The sequence below is a fragment of the Pseudomonas sp. St29 genome (assembly GCF_001547915.1).
GTDB lineage: Bacteria > Pseudomonadota > Gammaproteobacteria > Pseudomonadales > Pseudomonadaceae > Aquipseudomonas.
Map to the genome: position 1 here is coordinate 2,629,844 of NZ_AP014628.1, position 17,016 is coordinate 2,646,859.

15 protein-coding genes are annotated in these 17,016 nt (G+C 64.7%); 6 read left to right on the top strand and 9 right to left on the bottom strand.

Features of this window, described 5'->3' with window-relative positions:
- Nucleotides 1-22 precede the first annotated feature (22 nt).
- On the bottom strand, nt 23-493 hold the full coding sequence (locus PST29_RS11915) for a DUF2271 domain-containing protein (protein ID WP_060843176.1): 471 nt from the start codon (nt 491-493) through the stop codon (nt 23-25).
- Between the two features lie 234 nt (nt 494-727).
- Here PST29_RS11915 and PST29_RS11920 point away from each other — a divergent pair, with 234 nt between their 5' ends.
- A complete protein-coding gene (locus PST29_RS11920) occupies nt 728-1,387 on the top strand; it encodes a response regulator transcription factor (protein WP_060838654.1) in 660 nt (219 codons plus the stop codon).
- Nucleotides 1,384-2,727 (top strand): sensor histidine kinase, encoded by a 1,344-nt coding sequence (locus tag PST29_RS11925; RefSeq protein WP_060843177.1) that lies wholly within the window; start codon nt 1,384-1,386, stop codon nt 2,725-2,727. Before PST29_RS11920 ends, PST29_RS11925 begins: the two co-directional genes overlap by 4 nt.
- 602 nt (nt 2,728-3,329) lie before the next feature.
- Here PST29_RS11925 and PST29_RS11930 read toward each other — a convergent pair.
- The 8 genes from PST29_RS11930 to PST29_RS11965 all read right to left on the bottom strand — a co-directional run bounded on the left by PST29_RS11930 (nt 3,330) and on the right by PST29_RS11965 (nt 11,621).
- A complete protein-coding gene (locus tag PST29_RS11930; protein ID WP_060838656.1) occupies nt 3,330-3,770 on the bottom strand; it encodes a CBS domain-containing protein in 441 nt (146 codons plus the stop codon).
- 168 nt (nt 3,771-3,938) lie between these two features.
- On the bottom strand, nt 3,939-5,108 hold the full coding sequence (solA, locus tag PST29_RS11935) for an N-methyl-L-tryptophan oxidase (protein ID WP_060843178.1): 1,170 nt from the start codon (nt 5,106-5,108) through the stop codon (nt 3,939-3,941).
- Between the two features lie 25 nt (nt 5,109-5,133).
- On the bottom strand, nt 5,134-5,658 hold the full coding sequence (locus tag PST29_RS11940; protein ID WP_060838658.1) for a DUF2867 domain-containing protein: 525 nt from the start codon (nt 5,656-5,658) through the stop codon (nt 5,134-5,136).
- A 742-nt stretch (nt 5,659-6,400) separates the two neighbouring features.
- A complete protein-coding gene (locus tag PST29_RS11945) occupies nt 6,401-7,507 on the bottom strand; it encodes a polyamine ABC transporter substrate-binding protein (RefSeq protein ID WP_308811068.1) in 1,107 nt (368 codons plus the stop codon).
- Nucleotides 7,508-7,653: 146 nt separating this feature from the next.
- Nucleotides 7,654-8,550 carry an ABC transporter permease subunit gene (locus PST29_RS11950; RefSeq protein ID WP_060838660.1) on the bottom strand — a complete coding sequence of 299 codons (897 nt, stop codon included), beginning with the start codon at nt 8,548-8,550 and terminating at the stop codon, nt 7,654-7,656.
- Entirely contained in the window at nt 8,547-9,428 is an 882-nt protein-coding gene (locus tag PST29_RS11955) for an ABC transporter permease subunit (RefSeq protein WP_164990763.1), read from the bottom strand. Before PST29_RS11955 ends, PST29_RS11950 begins: the two co-directional genes overlap by 4 nt.
- Nucleotides 9,429-9,472: 44 nt before the next feature.
- Nucleotides 9,473-10,615 (bottom strand): polyamine ABC transporter ATP-binding protein, encoded by a 1,143-nt coding sequence (gene potA / locus PST29_RS11960; protein ID WP_060838662.1) that lies wholly within the window; start codon nt 10,613-10,615, stop codon nt 9,473-9,475.
- A 250-nt stretch (nt 10,616-10,865) separates the two neighbouring features.
- A complete protein-coding gene (locus PST29_RS11965; RefSeq protein WP_060843179.1) occupies nt 10,866-11,621 on the bottom strand; it encodes a gamma-glutamyl-gamma-aminobutyrate hydrolase family protein in 756 nt (251 codons plus the stop codon).
- 266 nt (nt 11,622-11,887) lie between these two features.
- Between PST29_RS11965 and PST29_RS11970 the strand changes: the two genes are divergently transcribed.
- From PST29_RS11970 to PST29_RS11985, 4 genes are all read left to right on the top strand, one after another.
- A complete protein-coding gene (locus tag PST29_RS11970; RefSeq protein WP_060838664.1) occupies nt 11,888-13,264 on the top strand; it encodes a glutamine synthetase family protein in 1,377 nt (458 codons plus the stop codon).
- Nucleotides 13,265-13,297: 33 nt separating this feature from the next.
- Entirely contained in the window at nt 13,298-14,788 is a 1,491-nt protein-coding gene (locus tag PST29_RS11975) for an aldehyde dehydrogenase (RefSeq protein ID WP_060843180.1), read from the top strand.
- Nucleotides 14,789-14,843: 55 nt separating this feature from the next.
- A complete protein-coding gene (locus tag PST29_RS11980; RefSeq protein ID WP_060843181.1) occupies nt 14,844-16,124 on the top strand; it encodes an NAD(P)/FAD-dependent oxidoreductase in 1,281 nt (426 codons plus the stop codon).
- Nucleotides 16,125-16,372: 248 nt separating this feature from the next.
- Nucleotides 16,373-16,921, top strand: a complete 549-nt coding sequence (locus tag PST29_RS11985; protein WP_060838667.1) for a cupin domain-containing protein — start codon at nt 16,373-16,375, stop codon at nt 16,919-16,921.
- Nucleotides 16,922-17,016: the final 95 nt, after the last annotated feature.

Consider the following 17,016-nt stretch of genomic DNA (forward strand, 5'->3'; position numbering starts at 1 on the left):
GGGCCTCCTCGGGGCGCAGGGTCTACAGGTCGTAGCGCAGGGACTGCACGTAGGTGCTGCCACTGGCGGGTTGCCCGCTGCCCTTGAGGGTCAGGGGCAGGACCACGTCGGCGCGGACATCGCGCTGGTCTTCCACGGCGCTGTCGATGCGGATCTGATACCCGGCGTCGATCAGGCTGTCCGCCAGGTCGGCGCTGACCGTCAGGGTCTCGCCGCTGCCGACGCTGGCGCCGGTGACGCCGTCGTACTGGCCGGCCGCCGCGCCGCCACTGCGGGCCCACCCTGACAGGTGCTTGTAGTACTTGGCCTTCTTGCCGGCGACCCACAGGGTCTTCTGGTAGGCGCCGCTGGCGTCGGTGAGGTAGACCGCCAGGTACGCGCCGTTGCCGCTGTAGGGCTTGAGCTGGGTGGTCAGGGTCACTTCACGGGCCTGGGCCAGTGTCGGCAGGGCCAGGGCCGCGGTGAGGCACCCGGCGATCAGGAGCTTGTTCATGAGGCTGTCCTTTTTGCTGAATGTGGCCGCAGCCTGGGCCGTCTAGCTGACAGCAACCTGAAGGCCGGGAAAAAACTTCAGGTCGTGATGCTCTCGGCGACTCGGGCTTTTGCTGATCTGCCTCGCATCCCGCAGGCGCGACACTGGCTACCCTGATCAGGCCGGCGGCGTCTTCAGATTCGCGTCAGGTTCAGCGGTTAAGGTGCAGCACCACACAGGTACAGGAGAGCGTCGATGCGGGTGTTATTGGTCGAGGATGCGGCAGGGTTGGGGGACGCGGTGCGCGAGCAGATTGCCGACGATGGCCACGCCGTGGATTGGGTGCAGCGCCTGGAGCAGGCCCGGGCCAGTGTCGCCAGCACGCCCTATGACCTGATCCTGCTGGACCTGATGCTGCCCGACGGGCGCGGCCTGGAGTTTCTGCGCCAGCGTCGCGGCGCCGGCGACGTGACCCCGGTGATCATCCTCACCGCCCAGGACCAGATTTCCGAGCGCATCGCCGGGCTCAATGCCGGCGCCGACGACTACCTGGTCAAGCCCTTCGACCTGTTCGAGCTGTCGGCGCGGGTCGCCGCGGTGGCCCGGCGCTACAGCGGCAACCCCAACCCGCAGATCCGCCTCGGCGAGCTGCAGGTGGACCTGAACGCCCGTACCGTGCAGCGCGACGGCAGCATCATCGACCTCACCGCCCGCGAATGGGCGGTGTTCGAGGCCTTTGTCCAGCGCCCCAGCGCCTTGCTCTCCAAGTCCCAGCTGGAGGAGCGGCTGTATGCCTTCGGCGCGGAAATCGAGAGCAACACCATCGAGGTCTACGTCAGCCGCCTGCGCAAGAAGCTCGGCCGCGAGCTGATTGAAACCGTGCGTGGCATGGGCTACCGGCTGATGCCCGCATGAAGCGTCCCGTCAGCCTGCAGAAACGCCTGAGCCTGGGCCTGACCCTGGGCATGACCCTGCTCTGGCTCGGGGCCACCGCCGGCACCTGGCTGGTGGTCCAGCACGAGCTGGACGAAACCTTCGACAGCGCCCTGGAAGCCACCGCCCAGCGCATCCTGCCCCTGGCCGCGCTGGAGATCGGCAACCGTCGCGGGCCGCGCCGGGCGCGGCACGTGGCGACCCTGAAGATGGACAGCGAGTACCTGACCTACCTGGTACGCGACGCCGAGGGGAGAATCCTCATGCGCTCCCACGACGCCAAGCTGAAGATCTTCAGCCACCGCCCGAGCCCCGGCTTCAGCACCACGGACAAATACCGCCTGTACAGCGCCAGCATCGAGAACGGCTCGATCGTCATCGAAATCGCCGAGCCCCTGGCCCACCGCCGCGAGGCCTCGCGGGAGGCGTTGCTGGCCCTGTTGCTGCCCTTGCTCGGGCTGATTCCCATCAGCCTGCTGGGCACCTGGCTGTTCGTGCGCATCAGCCTGCGCAGCGTGCTGGCTTACCGGCGCGCGGTGGAGTCGCGCGGCGTGGGCGATCTGTCGCCGATCCAGGTGGCGCGCCTGCCGGCGGAAATCGACCCGTTGGCCGAAGCGGTCAATCATCTGCTGGAGCGCCTGCGCAAAGCCCTGGAAGCGGAACGCAGCTTCACCGCCAACAGCGCCCATGAACTGCGCACGCCCCTGGCCGCGACCCTGGCGCAGATCCAGCGCCTGCGCCAGGAAGCGCCGCAGGGACCCTTGCAGGTACGGGCGGCGAAGATCGAGAACGCCCTGCGGGAACTGGCCAGGCTCTCGGAAAAACTCATGCAATTGGCCAAGGCCGAAGGCGGCGGGCTGCTCTCGCAAACCCCCGAGGACCTGATTCCGTTGCTGGCCCATGGCGTGGAGGAGTGGAATCGCGGCGCGGCGGCGCGGATCAACCTGCAGTTGCCGGAGGCGGCCCGGGTGTGCACCGCCATCGATCCGGACGCCTTTGGCATCCTGCTGCGCAACCTGATCGAGAACGCCCTGAAATACGGCGATCCGGCGCAGCCGGTAGAGGTCAGCCTCGGCGCCGACGGTTGCTTGCGGGTGATCAATGGCGGGCCGCGGGTGCCGGCGGAAGTACTGCAGCGCCTGACCGAGCGCTTTGTGCGTGGCAACAGCGAAACCAGCGGCTCGGGCCTGGGCCTGGCGATTGCCCAGAGCATCGTCCACGGCGTCGGCGGCCAGCTGCACCTGGCCTCACCGGCCAGCGGCCGCGACGACGGCTTCGAAGTGCGCGTGCACTTTCCCCTGGAGAGGCCGAGCCAATCGTAGTCGCTGGCTGGCCAACGAAGACGCCGGTTGGATCGGTGCAAGGCTTGCGGGCCTGTTCGCCGGCAAGCCGGCTCCTACGCAATGCGCTGCCGCTGAGCGGGCGTCTGTAGGCGTTGGCTGGCCGGCGAAGGCGTCGGTTGGATCGGTGCAAGGCTTGTGGGTCTGTTCGCCGGCAAGCCAGCTCCTACGCAATGTGCTGCCGCTGAGCGGGCGTCTGTAGGCGCTGGCTGGCCAGCGAAGATGCCGGTTGGATCGGTGCAAGGCTTGTGGGTCTGTTCGCCGGCAAGCCGGCTCCTACGCAATGTGCTGCCGCTGAGCGGGTGTCTGTAGGCGCTGGCTGGCCGGCGAAGGCGTCGGTTGGATCGGTGCAAGGCTTGCGGGTCTGTTCGCCGGCAAGCCGGCTCCTACGCAATGTGTTGTCGCTGAGCGGGCGTCTATAGGCGCTGGCTGGCCAACGAAGATGCCGGTTGGATCGGTGCAAGGCTTGCGGGTCTGTTCGCCGGCAAGCCGGCTCCTACGTAATGTGCTGCCGCTGAGCGGGTGTCTGTAGGAGCTGGCTGGCCAGCGAAGGGGCCGTTTGGGGCGGTGCAAGGTTTGCGGGCTTACTCGCCGCGAATGTATTGCTCCAGCTGGCGGATCAGGTCGGCCTGTTCGGCAATCGCTTCCTTGACCAGGTCGCCGATCGACAGCAACCCCAGCAACTGGCCGTTCTCCACCACCGGCAGGTGGCGCAGGTGGTGGTCGGTCATGATGCTCATGCAGGTTTCCACGTTCTGGTGCGAGTCCACGGTGATCACCGGTGAGCTCATGATGGCGCTGACCGGGGTGCCCACCGATGAGCGCCCGTGCAGTACCAGCTTGCGCGCGTAGTCTCGTTCGCTGATGACCCCGACCACTGCACCGTTCTCCATCACCGGTAGGGCACCGACGTTTTTTTCGGCCATCAGCATCAGCGCTTCCAGGACCATCTGGTGCGGGGCGATGGTGTGCACTTGCTGGTTGTGCTTGGCCTTGAGTTTCAGCAGTTCTGCGACGCTCTTCATGGGGCGCTCCGAGGGTTCTACGTGGGGCGGCGATGTGCCGCCCTGAGGGGTTTCTAAAGAATCGTAGAGACTCGACCAACCGGCAAGGCTGAAAACGGCAGATAAACGGCGAAAAACGTCAGCCCGGGGATTTTTTTCATCGCGGCCCCGATAACGGGGCCGTGGCCGTCAGTGGAAGCGTTGCAGGGAGAAACTCTGCAGGTCGATTTCGCTGCGGCCGTCCACCTGCAACTGGGCCAAGGCTTCGCCAATCGCCGCCGAGTGCTTGAAGCCATGGCCGGAGCAGGCGCTGACCACGGTGACGTTGGCCAGGCGCGGGTGGCGGTCGATGATGAAGCCCGAATCCGGGGTCACGGTGTAGGCGCAGACGCTGGCCTTCACCAGCTCCGGGGCGAGCCCGGCGATATGCGGGGCCACCAGCTCGCGGAACAGGCGCTGGGCATCGGCGAGGCTGGGCTGGCGGTCGAGGCTGTCCGGCTGGCTGCTGACGCTGTATTGCTCGGTGGCGATTTTCACGCTGCCTTCGCCGGGAATCGGCGGGAAGCCATAGCAGGTATCGACGTCGTCGGCGCTGTGGAGGATGAAGCTCGGCGAGCGGGCCGGGTAGTGTTGTGGCTCATCGAGGCGGAACCAGTACAGCTGCTGGCGGCAGACCTGCAGCAGGGCGTCGAAGGGCGCGCCGAGCAGCTGCGCCGACCACATGCCGGCGCTGACGATCACCTGCCGGGCGCGAATTCGCGAACCGGTGCTGATGACGTCCACGCCCTCGGCGTCGGACTTGAGCTCCTGCACGGTCTGGCCGGTGATCAGGGTCGCCCCCAGTTGCCGGGCCCGGGTCAGTTGCGCGTCGATGCAGCGTTCCGGGCGGACAAAACCGCCGCCGGGTTCGAAGTAGCCCCGGGCGCTGTCGGCCAACGGGGCGAACTGCGGAAAACGCCGGCGGATCTCGGCGGCATCGAGTACCTGGTGCTCGATGCCGTAGTGCCGGGCCAGCGCGATGCTGTTGTCGGTGAAGTCCCGGTCCTGCGCCGGGCGCTTTGGGTCGGTGCTGGCGGTCATCACCAGCACCCCGCACTGCTCGAACAGCGCCACGTCCAGTTCGGCTTCCAGTTCGCGCCAGATCTCTTGCGAACGGATCGCCAGGGGCACGTAGGCCGCGCCTTCGCCCACCGCCTGGCGGGTGATGCGCGTGTCGCCGTGGCTGGAGCCCTGATCATGGGGCGGGGCGAAGCGGTCGATGCCCGCCACCTTGACCCCGCGCTTGGCCAGTTGATAGAGGGTGGCGGCGCCCATGGCGCCCAGGCCTACGACGACAACATCGAATTCGGGTGTCTGCACGGCAAGATCCTTGAAGGGTGGCGGCTCAGCGACGGTTGATCGTGGCCAGGGTCATGGGCGCGATGATCCGGTGGAACGGCGCCACCGGCAGCATGTACAGGCGCCCCAGGCGGTTGTGCGGATGCACCACGGTGCTCAGCACCACCGGGCGCAGGCCCTCGGCGGTCAGGGGCTGGAGGTTGAGCGACAGGTGCACGTCCAGGTGCTTGTCGCGGTCCACCACCAGCACTTCGTCGGGGCTTTGGGAGATCAGGGTGAAGATGCCGACCCGGTCGCCGGGCTGGTAATCCTCGTCGGGGCGCGCCAGGTCGATGCGGGTCAGGCGCCCCAGGTCCTTGAGACCGAACAGCTGCACCACGCGGTTGCGCAGGCCCATCATGCGGTCGATCCAGGCCGGGGTCTGGCTCATCAGGCACAGCAGGTGGCGCATGGCGCTGCGCTCGGGGTCCTCGGCCAGGGTGCGGCGACAGTCGATGAAGCTCGCCCCCGGGGCCAGGGCAGCGATGCTGGAGTCACTGGGCAGTGGGCAAGGGTGAACAGCGGTTTTCATCGATACGGCTCCCTGTAGAACTGGCGGCTGGGGCTGTATGCCGATCAGCCACGCCAGAAGCGGCAAAAAATACCACTTCCAGGAGCGGGGAACAGCCTGTGGCAGCGACAGGGGCCGCAAGCCCCTCTGCTGTCTTCAGGATCGCTGCGTCTGCTGAGTCGATATGCCGCCCAAGCCGTTCGCAGCCTGCGGCAGCGGCTACAGGGTGTAGCCGCTGTCGAGCGTCAGCGAGGCTGCGACAAGGGCCGCAGGCTCCTCAGCTGTCTTAGGATCGCTGCGTTTGCTGCGTCGATATGCCGCCCAAGCCGTTCGCAGCCTGCGGCAGCGGCTACAGGGTGTAGCCGCTGTCGAGCGTTAGCGAGGCTGCGACAGGGGCCGCAGGACCCTCAGCTGTTTTCAGGATCGCTGCGTCTGCTGCGTCGATATGCCGCCCAAGCCGTTCGCAGCCTGCGGCAGCGGCTACAGGGTGTAGCCGCTGTCGAGCGTCAGCGAGGCTGCGACAGGGGCCGCAGGACCCTCTGCTGTCTTCAGGATCACTGCGGTTGCTGCGTCGATATGCCGCCCAAGCCGTTCGCAGCCTGCGGCAGCGGCTACAGAGAACGCAAAAAAGGCGCCCGAAGGCGCCAAGGATTCACCCCAACCGAGGGAGCCGGGTGAAGCCGTTCGCAGGAGTGTCGCGGTGGTAAGGCGCGACATGAACGGAAAAAGGGCAGCCGTGCCCGCCCGCGGCGGGCACCTTGGATCATTTACCCAGCTTGATCCTGGTCCAGCCGCGGTTCATCACGCGCTGGATGGCAATCGGCTGATCCGGCACCGCGTACAGGGTGGCCAATACCTCTTGTGGCGGGTAGGACGCCGGGTCATTGCGGATCGCTTCGTCCACCAGCGGCGTGGCCGCCGCGTTGGCGTTGCTGTAGCCGAGGCTGTTGGTGACCTCGGCGATGATGTCCGCGCGCATCAGGAAGTTCATGAACAGGTAGGCGTTGTCGACGTTGGTGGCGTCCTTGGGGATGGCCATCATGTCGTAGAAGCTGCCGGCGCCTTCCTTGGGAATGCTGAAGGCGACCTTTTCCTTGTTGCCGGCTTCTTCGGCGCGGGAACGGGCTTGCAGCACGTCGCCGGAGTAACCCACGGCCACGCAGATGTTGCCGTTGGCCAGGTCCGAGATGTACTTGGAGGAATGGAAGTAGGTCACCGAAGGCCGGATCTTCATGAACAGTTCCTGGGCTTCGAGGATCTGCGCCTTGTCCTTGCTGGTCACCGGGTAGCCCAGGTAGTGCAGGGCGGCGGGGAGCATTTCGGTGGGCGAGTCGAGGAAGCTGATGCCGCAGGCCTTGAGCTTCTCGGCGTTCTCCGGCTTGAACAGCAGGTCCCAGGAGTTGATCGGGGCATCAGTGCCCAGGGCCGCCTTGACCTTGTCCGGGTTGTAGCCGATGCCGATCGAGCCCCACATGTAGGGGAAGGCGTGGGCGTTGCCCGGGTCGCTGGCGGAGGCGTTCTTGAGCAGCACCGGGTTGAGGTTCTTCCAGTTGGGCAGCTTGGACTTGTCCAGTTCCTGGTAGACCCCGGCCTTGATCTGCTTGGCCAGGAAGCTGTTGGACGGCACCACGATGTCGTAGCCGGACTTGCCGGTGAGCAGGCGCGCTTCCAGGGTTTCGTTGCTGTCGAAGACGTCGTAGGTGACATGGATGCCGGTTTCGGCCTCGAACTTTTTCAGGGTGTCCGGGGCGATGTAGTCCGACCAGTTGTAGACGCGCAGCACTTTGTCGTTGGCTTGAGCGCCGGTCAACAGTGCGCCCATCAAGGACACTGAGAGCAGGGTTTTGGCGAACAGTGTCCTGCCAGGCATTTTCATTACTACAACTCCATTTCTTATTGTGCAGATTGCTGCGTGTGCAAGGTGGATATCGGGGTGGAGGCTTTCGCGAGCAAGCTCGCTCCTACAGGGACCATACAAACCCTGTAGGAGCCAGCTGGCTGGCGAAGAGACGATGGCTAGGCCGTCGCCGGCGCGGGTACCGCAGGTTTTTTCGCCGCCGGTGGCTGCCAGGATTCGTTGGCGGTGAAGTCCATGGCTTCCTGGATCGCCCGCTTGCGGGCCGCTTCGGCGCGACGACCGAAGTACCAGACCAGGAAGGTCACCAGGGACACCGCCAGCAGGATCAGGCTGGCCACGGCGTTGATCTCGGGTTTGACCCCCAGGCGCACCGCCGAGAACACTTCCATCGGCAAGGTGGTGGAACCCGGGCCGGAAACGAAGCTGGCCAGCACCAGGTCATCCAGGGACAGGGCAAAGGACATCATGCCGCCGGCCGCCAGCGACGGCGCGATCATCGGGATGGTGATCAGGAAGAACACCTTGAACGGTCGCGCTCCCAGGTCCATCGCCGCTTCTTCGATGGACAGGTCCAGCTCCCGCAGGCGCGCGGAGACTACCACGGCCACGTAGGCGGCGCAGAATGTGGTGTGGGCGATCCAGATGGTGACGATGCCGCGTTCCATGGGCCAGCCGATCAATTGCGCCATGGCCACGAACAGCAGCAACAGCGACAGGCCGGTGATCACCTCGGGCATCACCAGCGGTGCGGTGACCAGGCCGCCGAACAGGGTGCGGCCCTTGAAGCGGGTGACCCGGGTCAGCACGAAGGCCGCCAGGGTGCCCAGGGCCACCGCCGCCACGGCGGTGTAGCAGGCGATCTCCAGGGAGCGGGCCACCGAGCCCATCAGTTGCTGGTTGTCCAGCAGGCCGACGTACCACTTGATTGACCAGCCGCCCCACACCGTCACCAGCTTGGAGGCGTTGAACGAGTAGATCACCAGGATCAGCATCGGCAGGTAGATGAACAGCAGGCCCAGCACCAGCATCAGTTTGGAAAATTCGAAGCGTTTCATGCCCGTGCCTCCATCTCTTTGGCCTGGCTGCGGTTGAACAGCAGGATCGGAATAATCAGGATCGCCAGCATCACCACCGCCAGGGCGGAGGCCACCGGCCAGTCACGGTTGTTGAAGAATTCCTGCCACAGCACGCGGCCGATCATCAGGGTTTCCGGGCCGCCCAGGAGTTCCGGAATCACGAACTCGCCGACCACGGGAATGAACACCAGCATGCAGCCTGCGATGATGCCGTTCTTGGCCAGGGGCACGGTGATCTTCCAGAAGTTGTTGAAGTTGCTCGACCCCAGGTCCGACGCGGCTTCCAGCAGGCTCTGGTCATGCTTGACCAGGTTGGCGTACAGCGGCAGCACCATGAACGGCAGGTAGGCGTAGACCACGCCGATATAGACGGCGGTGTTGGTGTTGAGGATTTCCAGCGGCTGGCTGATCAGCCCGGTCCACAGCAGGAAGCTGTTGAGCAGGCCGTTGTTGCTGAGGATGCCCATCCAGGCATAGACGCGGATCAGGATCGCGGTCCAGGTCGGCATCATGATCAGCAGCAGCAAGACGTTCTGCGCTTCCTTGCTGGCCTTGGAGATGGCGTAGGCCATGGGGAAACCCACCACCAGGCACATCAGGGTGCTCAGCAGCGCCACCTTCAGCGACCCCAGGTAGGCCGAGAAGTACAGCTCGTCGCCGGCCAGCATGGCGTAGTTGCCCAGGTTCAGCAGCAGCTGGAATTTCTGTTCGGCGTAGCTGTAGATCTCCGAGTAGGGCGGGATCGCCAGGGCCGCTTCCGAGAAGCTGATCTTCATCACCAAAAAGAACGGCAGCATGAAGAACAGGAACAGCCAGAGGAAAGGAACGCCGATCACCAGCTTGCGACCGCTGGGCAGCATGCGGAACAGTTTCTGATTGACAGTGCTCATGCTCGAAGTCCTCATGCCCGCAGCACCACGCCGCTGTCGTCTTCCCACCAGACGTAGACCTGGTCGTCCCAGGTCGGCCGCGCGCCACGGCGCTCGGCGTTGGCCATGAACGACTGGACGATCTTGCCGCCGGGCAGCTCGACGTAGAACACCGAGTGGCCGCCCAGGTAGGCGATGTCGTGCACCTTGCCTTTGGACCAGTTGTAGCGGGCGTCGGGCTTGAGGGTGGTGACCAGCATCTTTTCCGGGCGAATCGCGTAGGTCACCGACTTGTCCTGTACCGAGGTACTGACCCCGTGGCCGACGTAGATCTGCTGCTCAAGGTCCGGGCAGTCGATGATGGCGTAGCCTTCCAGGTCTTCGGTGACGGTGCCGTCAAAGGCGTTGACGTTGCCGATGAACTCGCACACCAGGCGGCTGACCGGCGCCTCGTAGATGTCCACCGGGCTGCCGGTCTGGGCGATCCAGCCCAGGTGCATGATGGCGATGCGCTGGGCCATGGTCATGGCCTCTTCCTGGTCGTGGGTCACCATCACGCAGGTCACGCCCACGCGTTCGATGATTTCCACCAGTTCCAGTTGCATCTGCGAGCGCAGCTTCTTGTCCAGGGCGCCCATGGGTTCGTCCAGCAAGAGCAGCTTGGGGCGCTTGGCCAGGGAGCGGGCCAGGGCCACGCGCTGGCGCTGGCCACCGGACAGCTGGTGCGGCTTGCGCCGGGCGTACTGGGTCATGTGCACCAGCTTGAGCATTTCCTCGACCCGGGCCTCGATCTCGGCGGGCGGCAGGCGGTCCTGCTTGAGGCCGAAGGCGATGTTCTGGGCCACGGTCATGTGCGGGAACAGGGCGTAGGACTGGAACATCATGTTGATCGGCCGCTCATAGGGCGGCATGTCGGTGATGTCCACGCCATCCAGCAGGATGCGGCCTTCGGTGGGGCGTTCGAAGCCGGCGAGCATGCGCAGCAGGGTGGATTTGCCGGAGCCGGAACCGCCCAGCAGGGCAAAGATCTCGCCCTGGTGGATCTCCAGGGACACATCGTCCACGGCCACGGTTTCATCGAACTTCTTGGTCACGCGGTCGATCTTGACCAGGACCTTCTGCGGGCTCGGGGTGCCTTCGAGGGCCTTGCGGTAAGTGCTGGAGGCGTTTGCCATGTGAAACTCCCAACAGGTGTCAGCAGCCTGGCCAATTCGGCCGGGCCTAAAGGTTGATTGCCAGCCCGCAAGGGGTGCGGGCTGATTCGGCGCTGCCTTCCTGGCGGCCTGACGCTATTTGTTGTTGTGGTCTTGCCGTGTGTTGCTCACGCCGGACGTCGGGCGCGCACAGGCGCGCTCGCCGTGGGGCAGGGCGTGGTGAATCTCGTTGAATGCCTGGAAGGCCGCCGCAGCGGCCGGGGTTTGCCGGTTAGCGGCGTTGCGCGGCCCGTTGCCGGCAGGCGTCGCCAAAGGCCTGGAAGATCCGCAGGTAGGCCGGGTTCGACAGCACCTGCCATTCCGGGTGCCACTGCACGCCGAAGGCAAAGGCTGCGCTGTGTTCCACCGACAGCGCCTCGATCAGGCCATCCGGGGCCACGGCCTCGACCCGCAGGCCGGGGGCCAGGCGGTCGACGCCCTGGCTATGGATCGAGTTGACCTGGATCTCGCCGGCCAGGCCCATGGCCTCGAACACGCCGCCGGGCTGGATCGCCACCGGGTGCGCCGGGGCGTACTGCACTTCGATGCGCGGGTCGTCGGCTTCGCGGTGGTCCATGTAGCCCGGCAGTTCATGCACCTTCTGGTGCAGGCTGCCGCCGAAGGCCACGTTCATTTCCTGGAAGCCGCGGCAGATGCCGAGCACCGGCACGCCGGCGGCAATCGCCGTGCGCAGCAGGGGCAGGGTGGTGGCATCGCGCTGCGGGTCATGGGCGGTGCCCGGCTCGCTGGGCGTGCCCTGGTAATGGAAGGGTTCGACATTGGACGGCGAGCCGGTGAACAGCAGCCCGTCCATGTTGTGCAGCAGATCGTCGATATCGATCAGATCCGCCAGGGAAGGAATGATCAGGGGCAGGCCCTCGGCCGCGACGCTGACAGCACGCAAGTACTTGTCGCCGCTGACGTGGTAGGGGTGCAGGCCGATCTCTTTGACGCACGCAGTAACGCCGATCAATGGCTTGAATGCCATTTTTATCACCTCGAAATTCACGCTGGAACGAGTTTTTCCAGAGCTTATCCTCGTTGATTTTAATTAACAACTTCCATGTAAAAAATTCTAAACGTTACTCGTCCGAAACCCGCAGGCGGCGCGGATTGCGCCGGTTATTTGTCTCCAGTGGAGCAAAATAATTGACGAAAAGCCGCCGCTGTTGGCTATTGACTCCGGTTTTTCTTTCGGGTTGACTGCTGGCGTGTCACAGCAGTGAACATAATAATTAACACAATAGGTGCATCATGTCGGTCCCCCCGCGTGCCATTCAGCTCAATGAAGCCAACGCCTTCCTGAAAAAACACCCCGAGGTTCTCTACGTCGATCTGCTGATTGCAGACATGAACGGTGTGGTGCGCGGCAAGCGCATCGAGCGCACCGCGCTGCACAAGGTCTACGAGAAGGGCATCAACCTGCCAGCCTCGCTGTTTGCCCTGGATATCAACGGCTCCACGGTGGAAAGCACCGGCCTGGGCCTGGACATCGGCGACGCCGACCGCATCTGCTATCCGATCCCCGGCACCCTGAGCGTCGAACCCTGGCAGAAGCGCCCCACCGCGCAACTGCTGATGACCATGCACGAGATCGAGGGCCAGCCATTCTTCGCCGACCCGCGCGAAGTGCTGCGCCAGGTGGTGAGCAAGTTCGACGCGCTGGGCCTGACCATCTGCGCCGCCTTCGAGCTGGAGTTCTACCTGATCGACCAGGACAACGTGAACGGCCGTCCGCAGTCGCCGCGCTCGCCGATTTCCGGCAAGCGTCCGCAGTCGACCCAGGTCTACCTGATCGACGATCTGGACGAATACGTCGACTGCCTGCAGGACATCCTCGAAGGCGCGAAAGAGCAGGGCATCCCGGCCGACGCCATCGTCAAGGAAAGCGCCCCGGCGCAGTTCGAGGTCAACCTGCACCACGTCAGCGACCCGATCAAAGCCTGCGACTACGCGGTGCTGCTCAAGCGTCTGGTGAAGAACATCGCCTACGACCATGAAATGGACACCACCTTCATGGCCAAGCCCTACCCGGGCCAGGCGGGCAACGGCCTGCATGTGCACATTTCGATCCTCGACAAGCAGGGCAACAACATCTTCGCCAGCGAAGACCCGGAAACCAACGAAGCCCTGCGTCACGCCATCGGCGGCGTGCTGCAAACCCTGCCCGAGCAGATGGCCTTCCTGTGCCCCAACGTCAACTCCTACCGGCGTTTCGGCGCGCAGTTCTACGTGCCCAACTCGCCGACCTGGGGCGTCGACAACCGCACCGTGGCTGTGCGCGTGCCGACCGGTTCGGCGGACTCGGTGCGCATCGAACACCGGGTCGCCGGTGCCGACGCCAACCCCTACCTGCTGATGGCCTCGGTGCTGTCGGGCATCCACCACGGCCTGACCAACAAGATCGAGCCCGGCCCGGCGATGGAAGGCAACGCCTACGAACAGAGCGAGCCGAGCCTGCCGACCAACCTGCGGGACGCCCTGCGCGTACTGGACGACAGCGAAGTGATGGCCAAGTACATCGACCCGATGTACATCGACGTCTTTGTCGCCTGTAAGGAAAGCGAGTTGGCGGAGTTCGAAAACTCCATCTCCGACCTGGAATACAACTGGTACCTGCACACGGTCTGATGGCCGTGTCACGTCCTGCCTTGAGTATTTGCCATGACTAAATCCCGCAGCGACTGGGAGCAGCACTTCCAGTCCCTCAGCCTCGAAGGTCGTGCCTTTATCGACGGCCAGTACTGCGCCGCCGCCAGTGGCGCGACCTTTGAATGCCTGAGCCCGGTGGACGGGCGCTTCTTGGCCAACGTCGCCAGCACCGATCAGGCCGATGCCGATCGTGCGGTGGCGGTGGCGCGCCAGGCGTTCAACAGTGGCGTCTGGTCGGGCAAGGCCCCGGCCGAGCGCAAGCGCATCCTGATTCGCTTCGCCGAGCTGATCCTGGCGCACCAGGAAGAACTGGCGCTCCTGGAAACCCTGGACATGGGCAAGCCGATTGGCGACTCCATGACCATCGACATTCCGGCCACGGCCAACGCCATCCGCTGGAACGCCGAAGCCATCGACAAGCTCTACGACGAAGTGGCGGCCACGCCCCACGACCAGCTGGGCCTGGTGACCCGGGAGCCGGCAGGCGTGGTGGCGGCCATCGTGCCGTGGAACTTCCCACTGATCATGGCCAGCTGGAAGTTCGCCCCGGCCCTGGCGATGGGCAACTCGTTCATCCTCAAACCGTCGGAAAAGTCGCCGCTGACCGCGATCCGCATCGCCCAGCTGGCCCTGGACGCCGGCATCCCCAAGGGGGTGTTCAACGTCCTGCCGGGTTACGGTCATACCGTCGGCAAGGCCCTGGCCCTGCACATGGACGTGGATGTGCTGGCCTTCACCGGCTCCACCGCCGTGGGCAAGCAACTGCTGGTGTATTCCGGCGAAAGCAACATGAAGCGGGTGTGGCTGGAGGCCGGTGGCAAGAGCCCCAACGTGGTGTTCGCCGACGCCCCGGACTTGCGCGCCGCGGCTGAAGCGGCGGCCGCGGCCATCGCCTTCAACCAGGGCGAAGTCTGCACCGCCGGCTCGCGCCTGCTGGTGCAGCGCTCGATCCGCGAGCAGTTCATCCCGCTGCTGGTGGAGGCCCTCAAGGGCTGGAAACCGGGCCATGCCCTCGACCCGCAAACCCGGGTTGGCGCGGTGGTGGACCAGCGCCAGCTGGACAACGTGCTGCGCTACATCGACATCGGCAAGGAGCAGGGCGGGCAACTGCTGGCCGGCGGCGTCCGCGCCCTGGAAAGCAGCGGCGGCCTGTATGTCGAGCCGACGATCTTCGACGGCGTGACCAACGCCATGACCATCGCCCGGGAGGAGATCTTCGGCCCGGTGCTGTCGGTGATCAGCTTCGATACCGAAGAAGAAGCGTTGCAGATCGCCAACGACAGCATCTTCGGCCTGGCGGCCGGGGTCTGGACCGCCGACCTCAGCCGCGCCCACCGCTTCGCCCGTGGCCTGCGGGCCGGCAGCGTGTGGGTCAACCAGTACGACGGCGGCGACATGACCGCGCCGTTCGGCGGCTTCAAGCAGTCCGGCAACGGCCGCGACAAGTCGTTGCACGCCTTCGACAAATACACCGAGCTCAAAGCGACCTGGATCAAGCTCTAACTCTTATAACAACAGCGGCGGCGGGCCTGGGCCCGTACCCGCTGGGGAATTTCTCATGCAAACCTACGTGAACAGCTACTACGCGGCGACCCGCAACCAGACCACCGACTACCCGCAACTGGAAGAGTTGGTGGAGTGCGACGTCTGCGTGATCGGCGCCGGTTACACCGGCCTGTCCTCGGCCTTGTTCCTGGCGGAAGCGGGCTACAGCGTCACCGTGCTCGAAGCGGCCAAGGTCGGCTTCGGCGCCAGCGGGCGCAACGGCGGGCAACTGGTCAACTCCTACAGCCGCGACGTGGACGTGATCGAAGAACGCTACGGCGAAAAAAGCGCCGAAGTGCTCGGCAGCATGATCTTCGAAGGCGCCGACATCATTCGCCAGCGCATCCAGCATTACGACATCCAGTGCGACTACCGCCCCGGCGGCATCTTCGCCGCCCTGAACAACAAGCAGCTCAAGGGCCTGGCGGAACAGAAACGCAACTGGGAACGCCTGGGCAACCACAACCTGAAGCTGCTCGACAAGGCGCAGATCGACCGCGAAGTCGGCACCAGGAACTACATCGGCGGCCTGCTGGACATGCAGGGCGGCCACATCCACCCGCTGAACCTGGCCCTGGGCGAGGCCAGCGCCATCATCGGCCTGGGCGGCAAGATCTTCGAACAGTCGGCGGCGGTGGAAATCACCTACGGCGAACCCAACGTGGTCCGCACAGCCAAGGGCGTGGTGCGCGCCAAGTACCTGCTGATCGCCGGCAACGCCTACCTGCAGCAAGACCTCGATCCACGAGTGACCCGCAAGAGCATGCCCTGCGGCTCGCAGATCGTGGTCACCGAGCCACTGCCGGAGCAACTGGCCCGCAGCCTGATCGCCAACAACTACTGCGTGGAAGACTGCAACTACCTCTTGGACTACTTCCGCCTCACCGGCGACAACCGCCTGCTGTACGGCGGTGGCGTGGTCTACGGCGCCCGCGAACCGGACGACATCGACCAGTTGATCCGGCCGAAGATCCTCAAGACCTTCCCCCAGCTCAAGGACGTGAAGATCGACTACCGCTGGACCGGCAACTTCCTGCTGACCATGTCGCGCATGCCGCAATTCGGCCGAATCGAAAAGAACGCCTACTACATGCAGGGCTACAGCGGCCACGGCGTCACCTGTTCGCACCTGGCCGGCAAGCTGATTGCCGAAATGATCCGCGGCGACGCCGAGCGCTTCAACGCCTTCGCCTCCCTGCCACACATGCCGATGATTGGCGGGCGCACCTTCCAGGCCCCGCTGACCGCCATGGGCGCCGCGTACTACGCCTTGCGCGACCGCTTCGGCATCTAAATGCACGTAGCGGCTACAGCCCCACTCTGTAGCCGCTGCCGCAAGCTGCGACGAGGTCCGCAGGACCTCCCGACGCCCCCGACAGCGCCCACATTTCCCCCGCAGCACCCCTCATCGCCAGTCTTTACAGCTTGCCTGTCAAACATGTTTAAATAGCCGCCTTTTCAGGCTCCAGGGCAGCCAAATCGCGACATTCGCGACCCAACCGCCGCAAAAATACCCTTAAGTACTTCTCGCATAAGGCTGTTATGGACACGGGCACCCGACTCAAACTCGTTCGCGAAAGCTACAAACTCTCCCAGCGCGAGCTGGCACGTCGCAGTGGCGTCACCAATGCCACCATCTCCCTGATCGAACAGAACCGCGTCAGCCCCTCCGTCAGCTCCCTGAAAAAGCTGCTGGAAGGCATCCCCATGTCCCTGGCCGACTTCTTCACTTTCGACCAACCGCCCCGCGAGCACCAATACGTGTTCCGCGCCAACGAACAGCCCGACCTCGGTCGCGACGGCCTGCGCCTGCTGATGATCGGCGCCCCGGTGGCCAACCGGCAGATGCGCTTTCTGCGCGAGCAATACGCCCCCGGCGCCAGCTCTGGCGAAGAAGCCATCGTGCACAGCGAAGGCGAAGAGTGCGGGCTGGTTGTTCGTGGCACTGTGGAGTTGACGGTGGATGGGCAGGTGAGTGTGTTGAATCCGGGGGATGGGTATTACTTTCCGACCACCTTGCCTCATAGCTTTAGGAATATTGGGCAGGATGAGGCGGAGATTATTAGTGCGAATACGCCGGCGAACTTTTGAGTGGGGAGACGCGGGGGGACTGATCTGAAGCGGCTTTTGATAGCCGCTTTTTGTTGGTGAGGAGGGGCTGATTTTATTGGTTTGGCGGTGGTTGC

Excerpts from the sequence above, each read along its gene's own strand:
- PST29_RS11915 (WP_060843176.1), bottom strand. The coding sequence starts at position 493 with ATGAACAAGCTCCTGATCGCCGGGTGCCTCACCGCGGCCCTGGCCCTG.
- PST29_RS11920 (WP_060838654.1), top strand. The coding sequence starts at position 728 with ATGCGGGTGTTATTGGTCGAGGATGCGGCAGGGTTGGGGGACGCGGTG.
- PST29_RS11925 (WP_060843177.1), top strand. The coding sequence starts at position 1,384 with ATGAAGCGTCCCGTCAGCCTGCAGAAACGCCTGAGCCTGGGCCTGACC.
- PST29_RS11930 (WP_060838656.1), bottom strand. The coding sequence starts at position 3,770 with ATGAAGAGCGTCGCAGAACTGCTGAAACTCAAGGCCAAGCACAACCAG.
- PST29_RS11940 (WP_060838658.1), bottom strand. The coding sequence starts at position 5,658 with ATGAAAACCGCTGTTCACCCTTGCCCACTGCCCAGTGACTCCAGCATC.
- PST29_RS11945 (WP_308811068.1), bottom strand. The coding sequence starts at position 7,507 with ATGCCTGGCAGGACACTGTTCGCCAAAACCCTGCTCTCAGTGTCCTTG.
- PST29_RS11950 (WP_060838660.1), bottom strand. The coding sequence starts at position 8,550 with ATGAAACGCTTCGAATTTTCCAAACTGATGCTGGTGCTGGGCCTGCTG.
- potA (WP_060838662.1), bottom strand. The coding sequence starts at position 10,615 with ATGGCAAACGCCTCCAGCACTTACCGCAAGGCCCTCGAAGGCACCCCG.
- PST29_RS11965 (WP_060843179.1), bottom strand. The coding sequence starts at position 11,621 with ATGGCATTCAAGCCATTGATCGGCGTTACTGCGTGCGTCAAAGAGATC.
- PST29_RS11970 (WP_060838664.1), top strand. The coding sequence starts at position 11,888 with ATGTCGGTCCCCCCGCGTGCCATTCAGCTCAATGAAGCCAACGCCTTC.
- PST29_RS11975 (WP_060843180.1), top strand. The coding sequence starts at position 13,298 with ATGACTAAATCCCGCAGCGACTGGGAGCAGCACTTCCAGTCCCTCAGC.
- PST29_RS11980 (WP_060843181.1), top strand. The coding sequence starts at position 14,844 with ATGCAAACCTACGTGAACAGCTACTACGCGGCGACCCGCAACCAGACC.
- PST29_RS11985 (WP_060838667.1), top strand. The coding sequence starts at position 16,373 with ATGGACACGGGCACCCGACTCAAACTCGTTCGCGAAAGCTACAAACTC.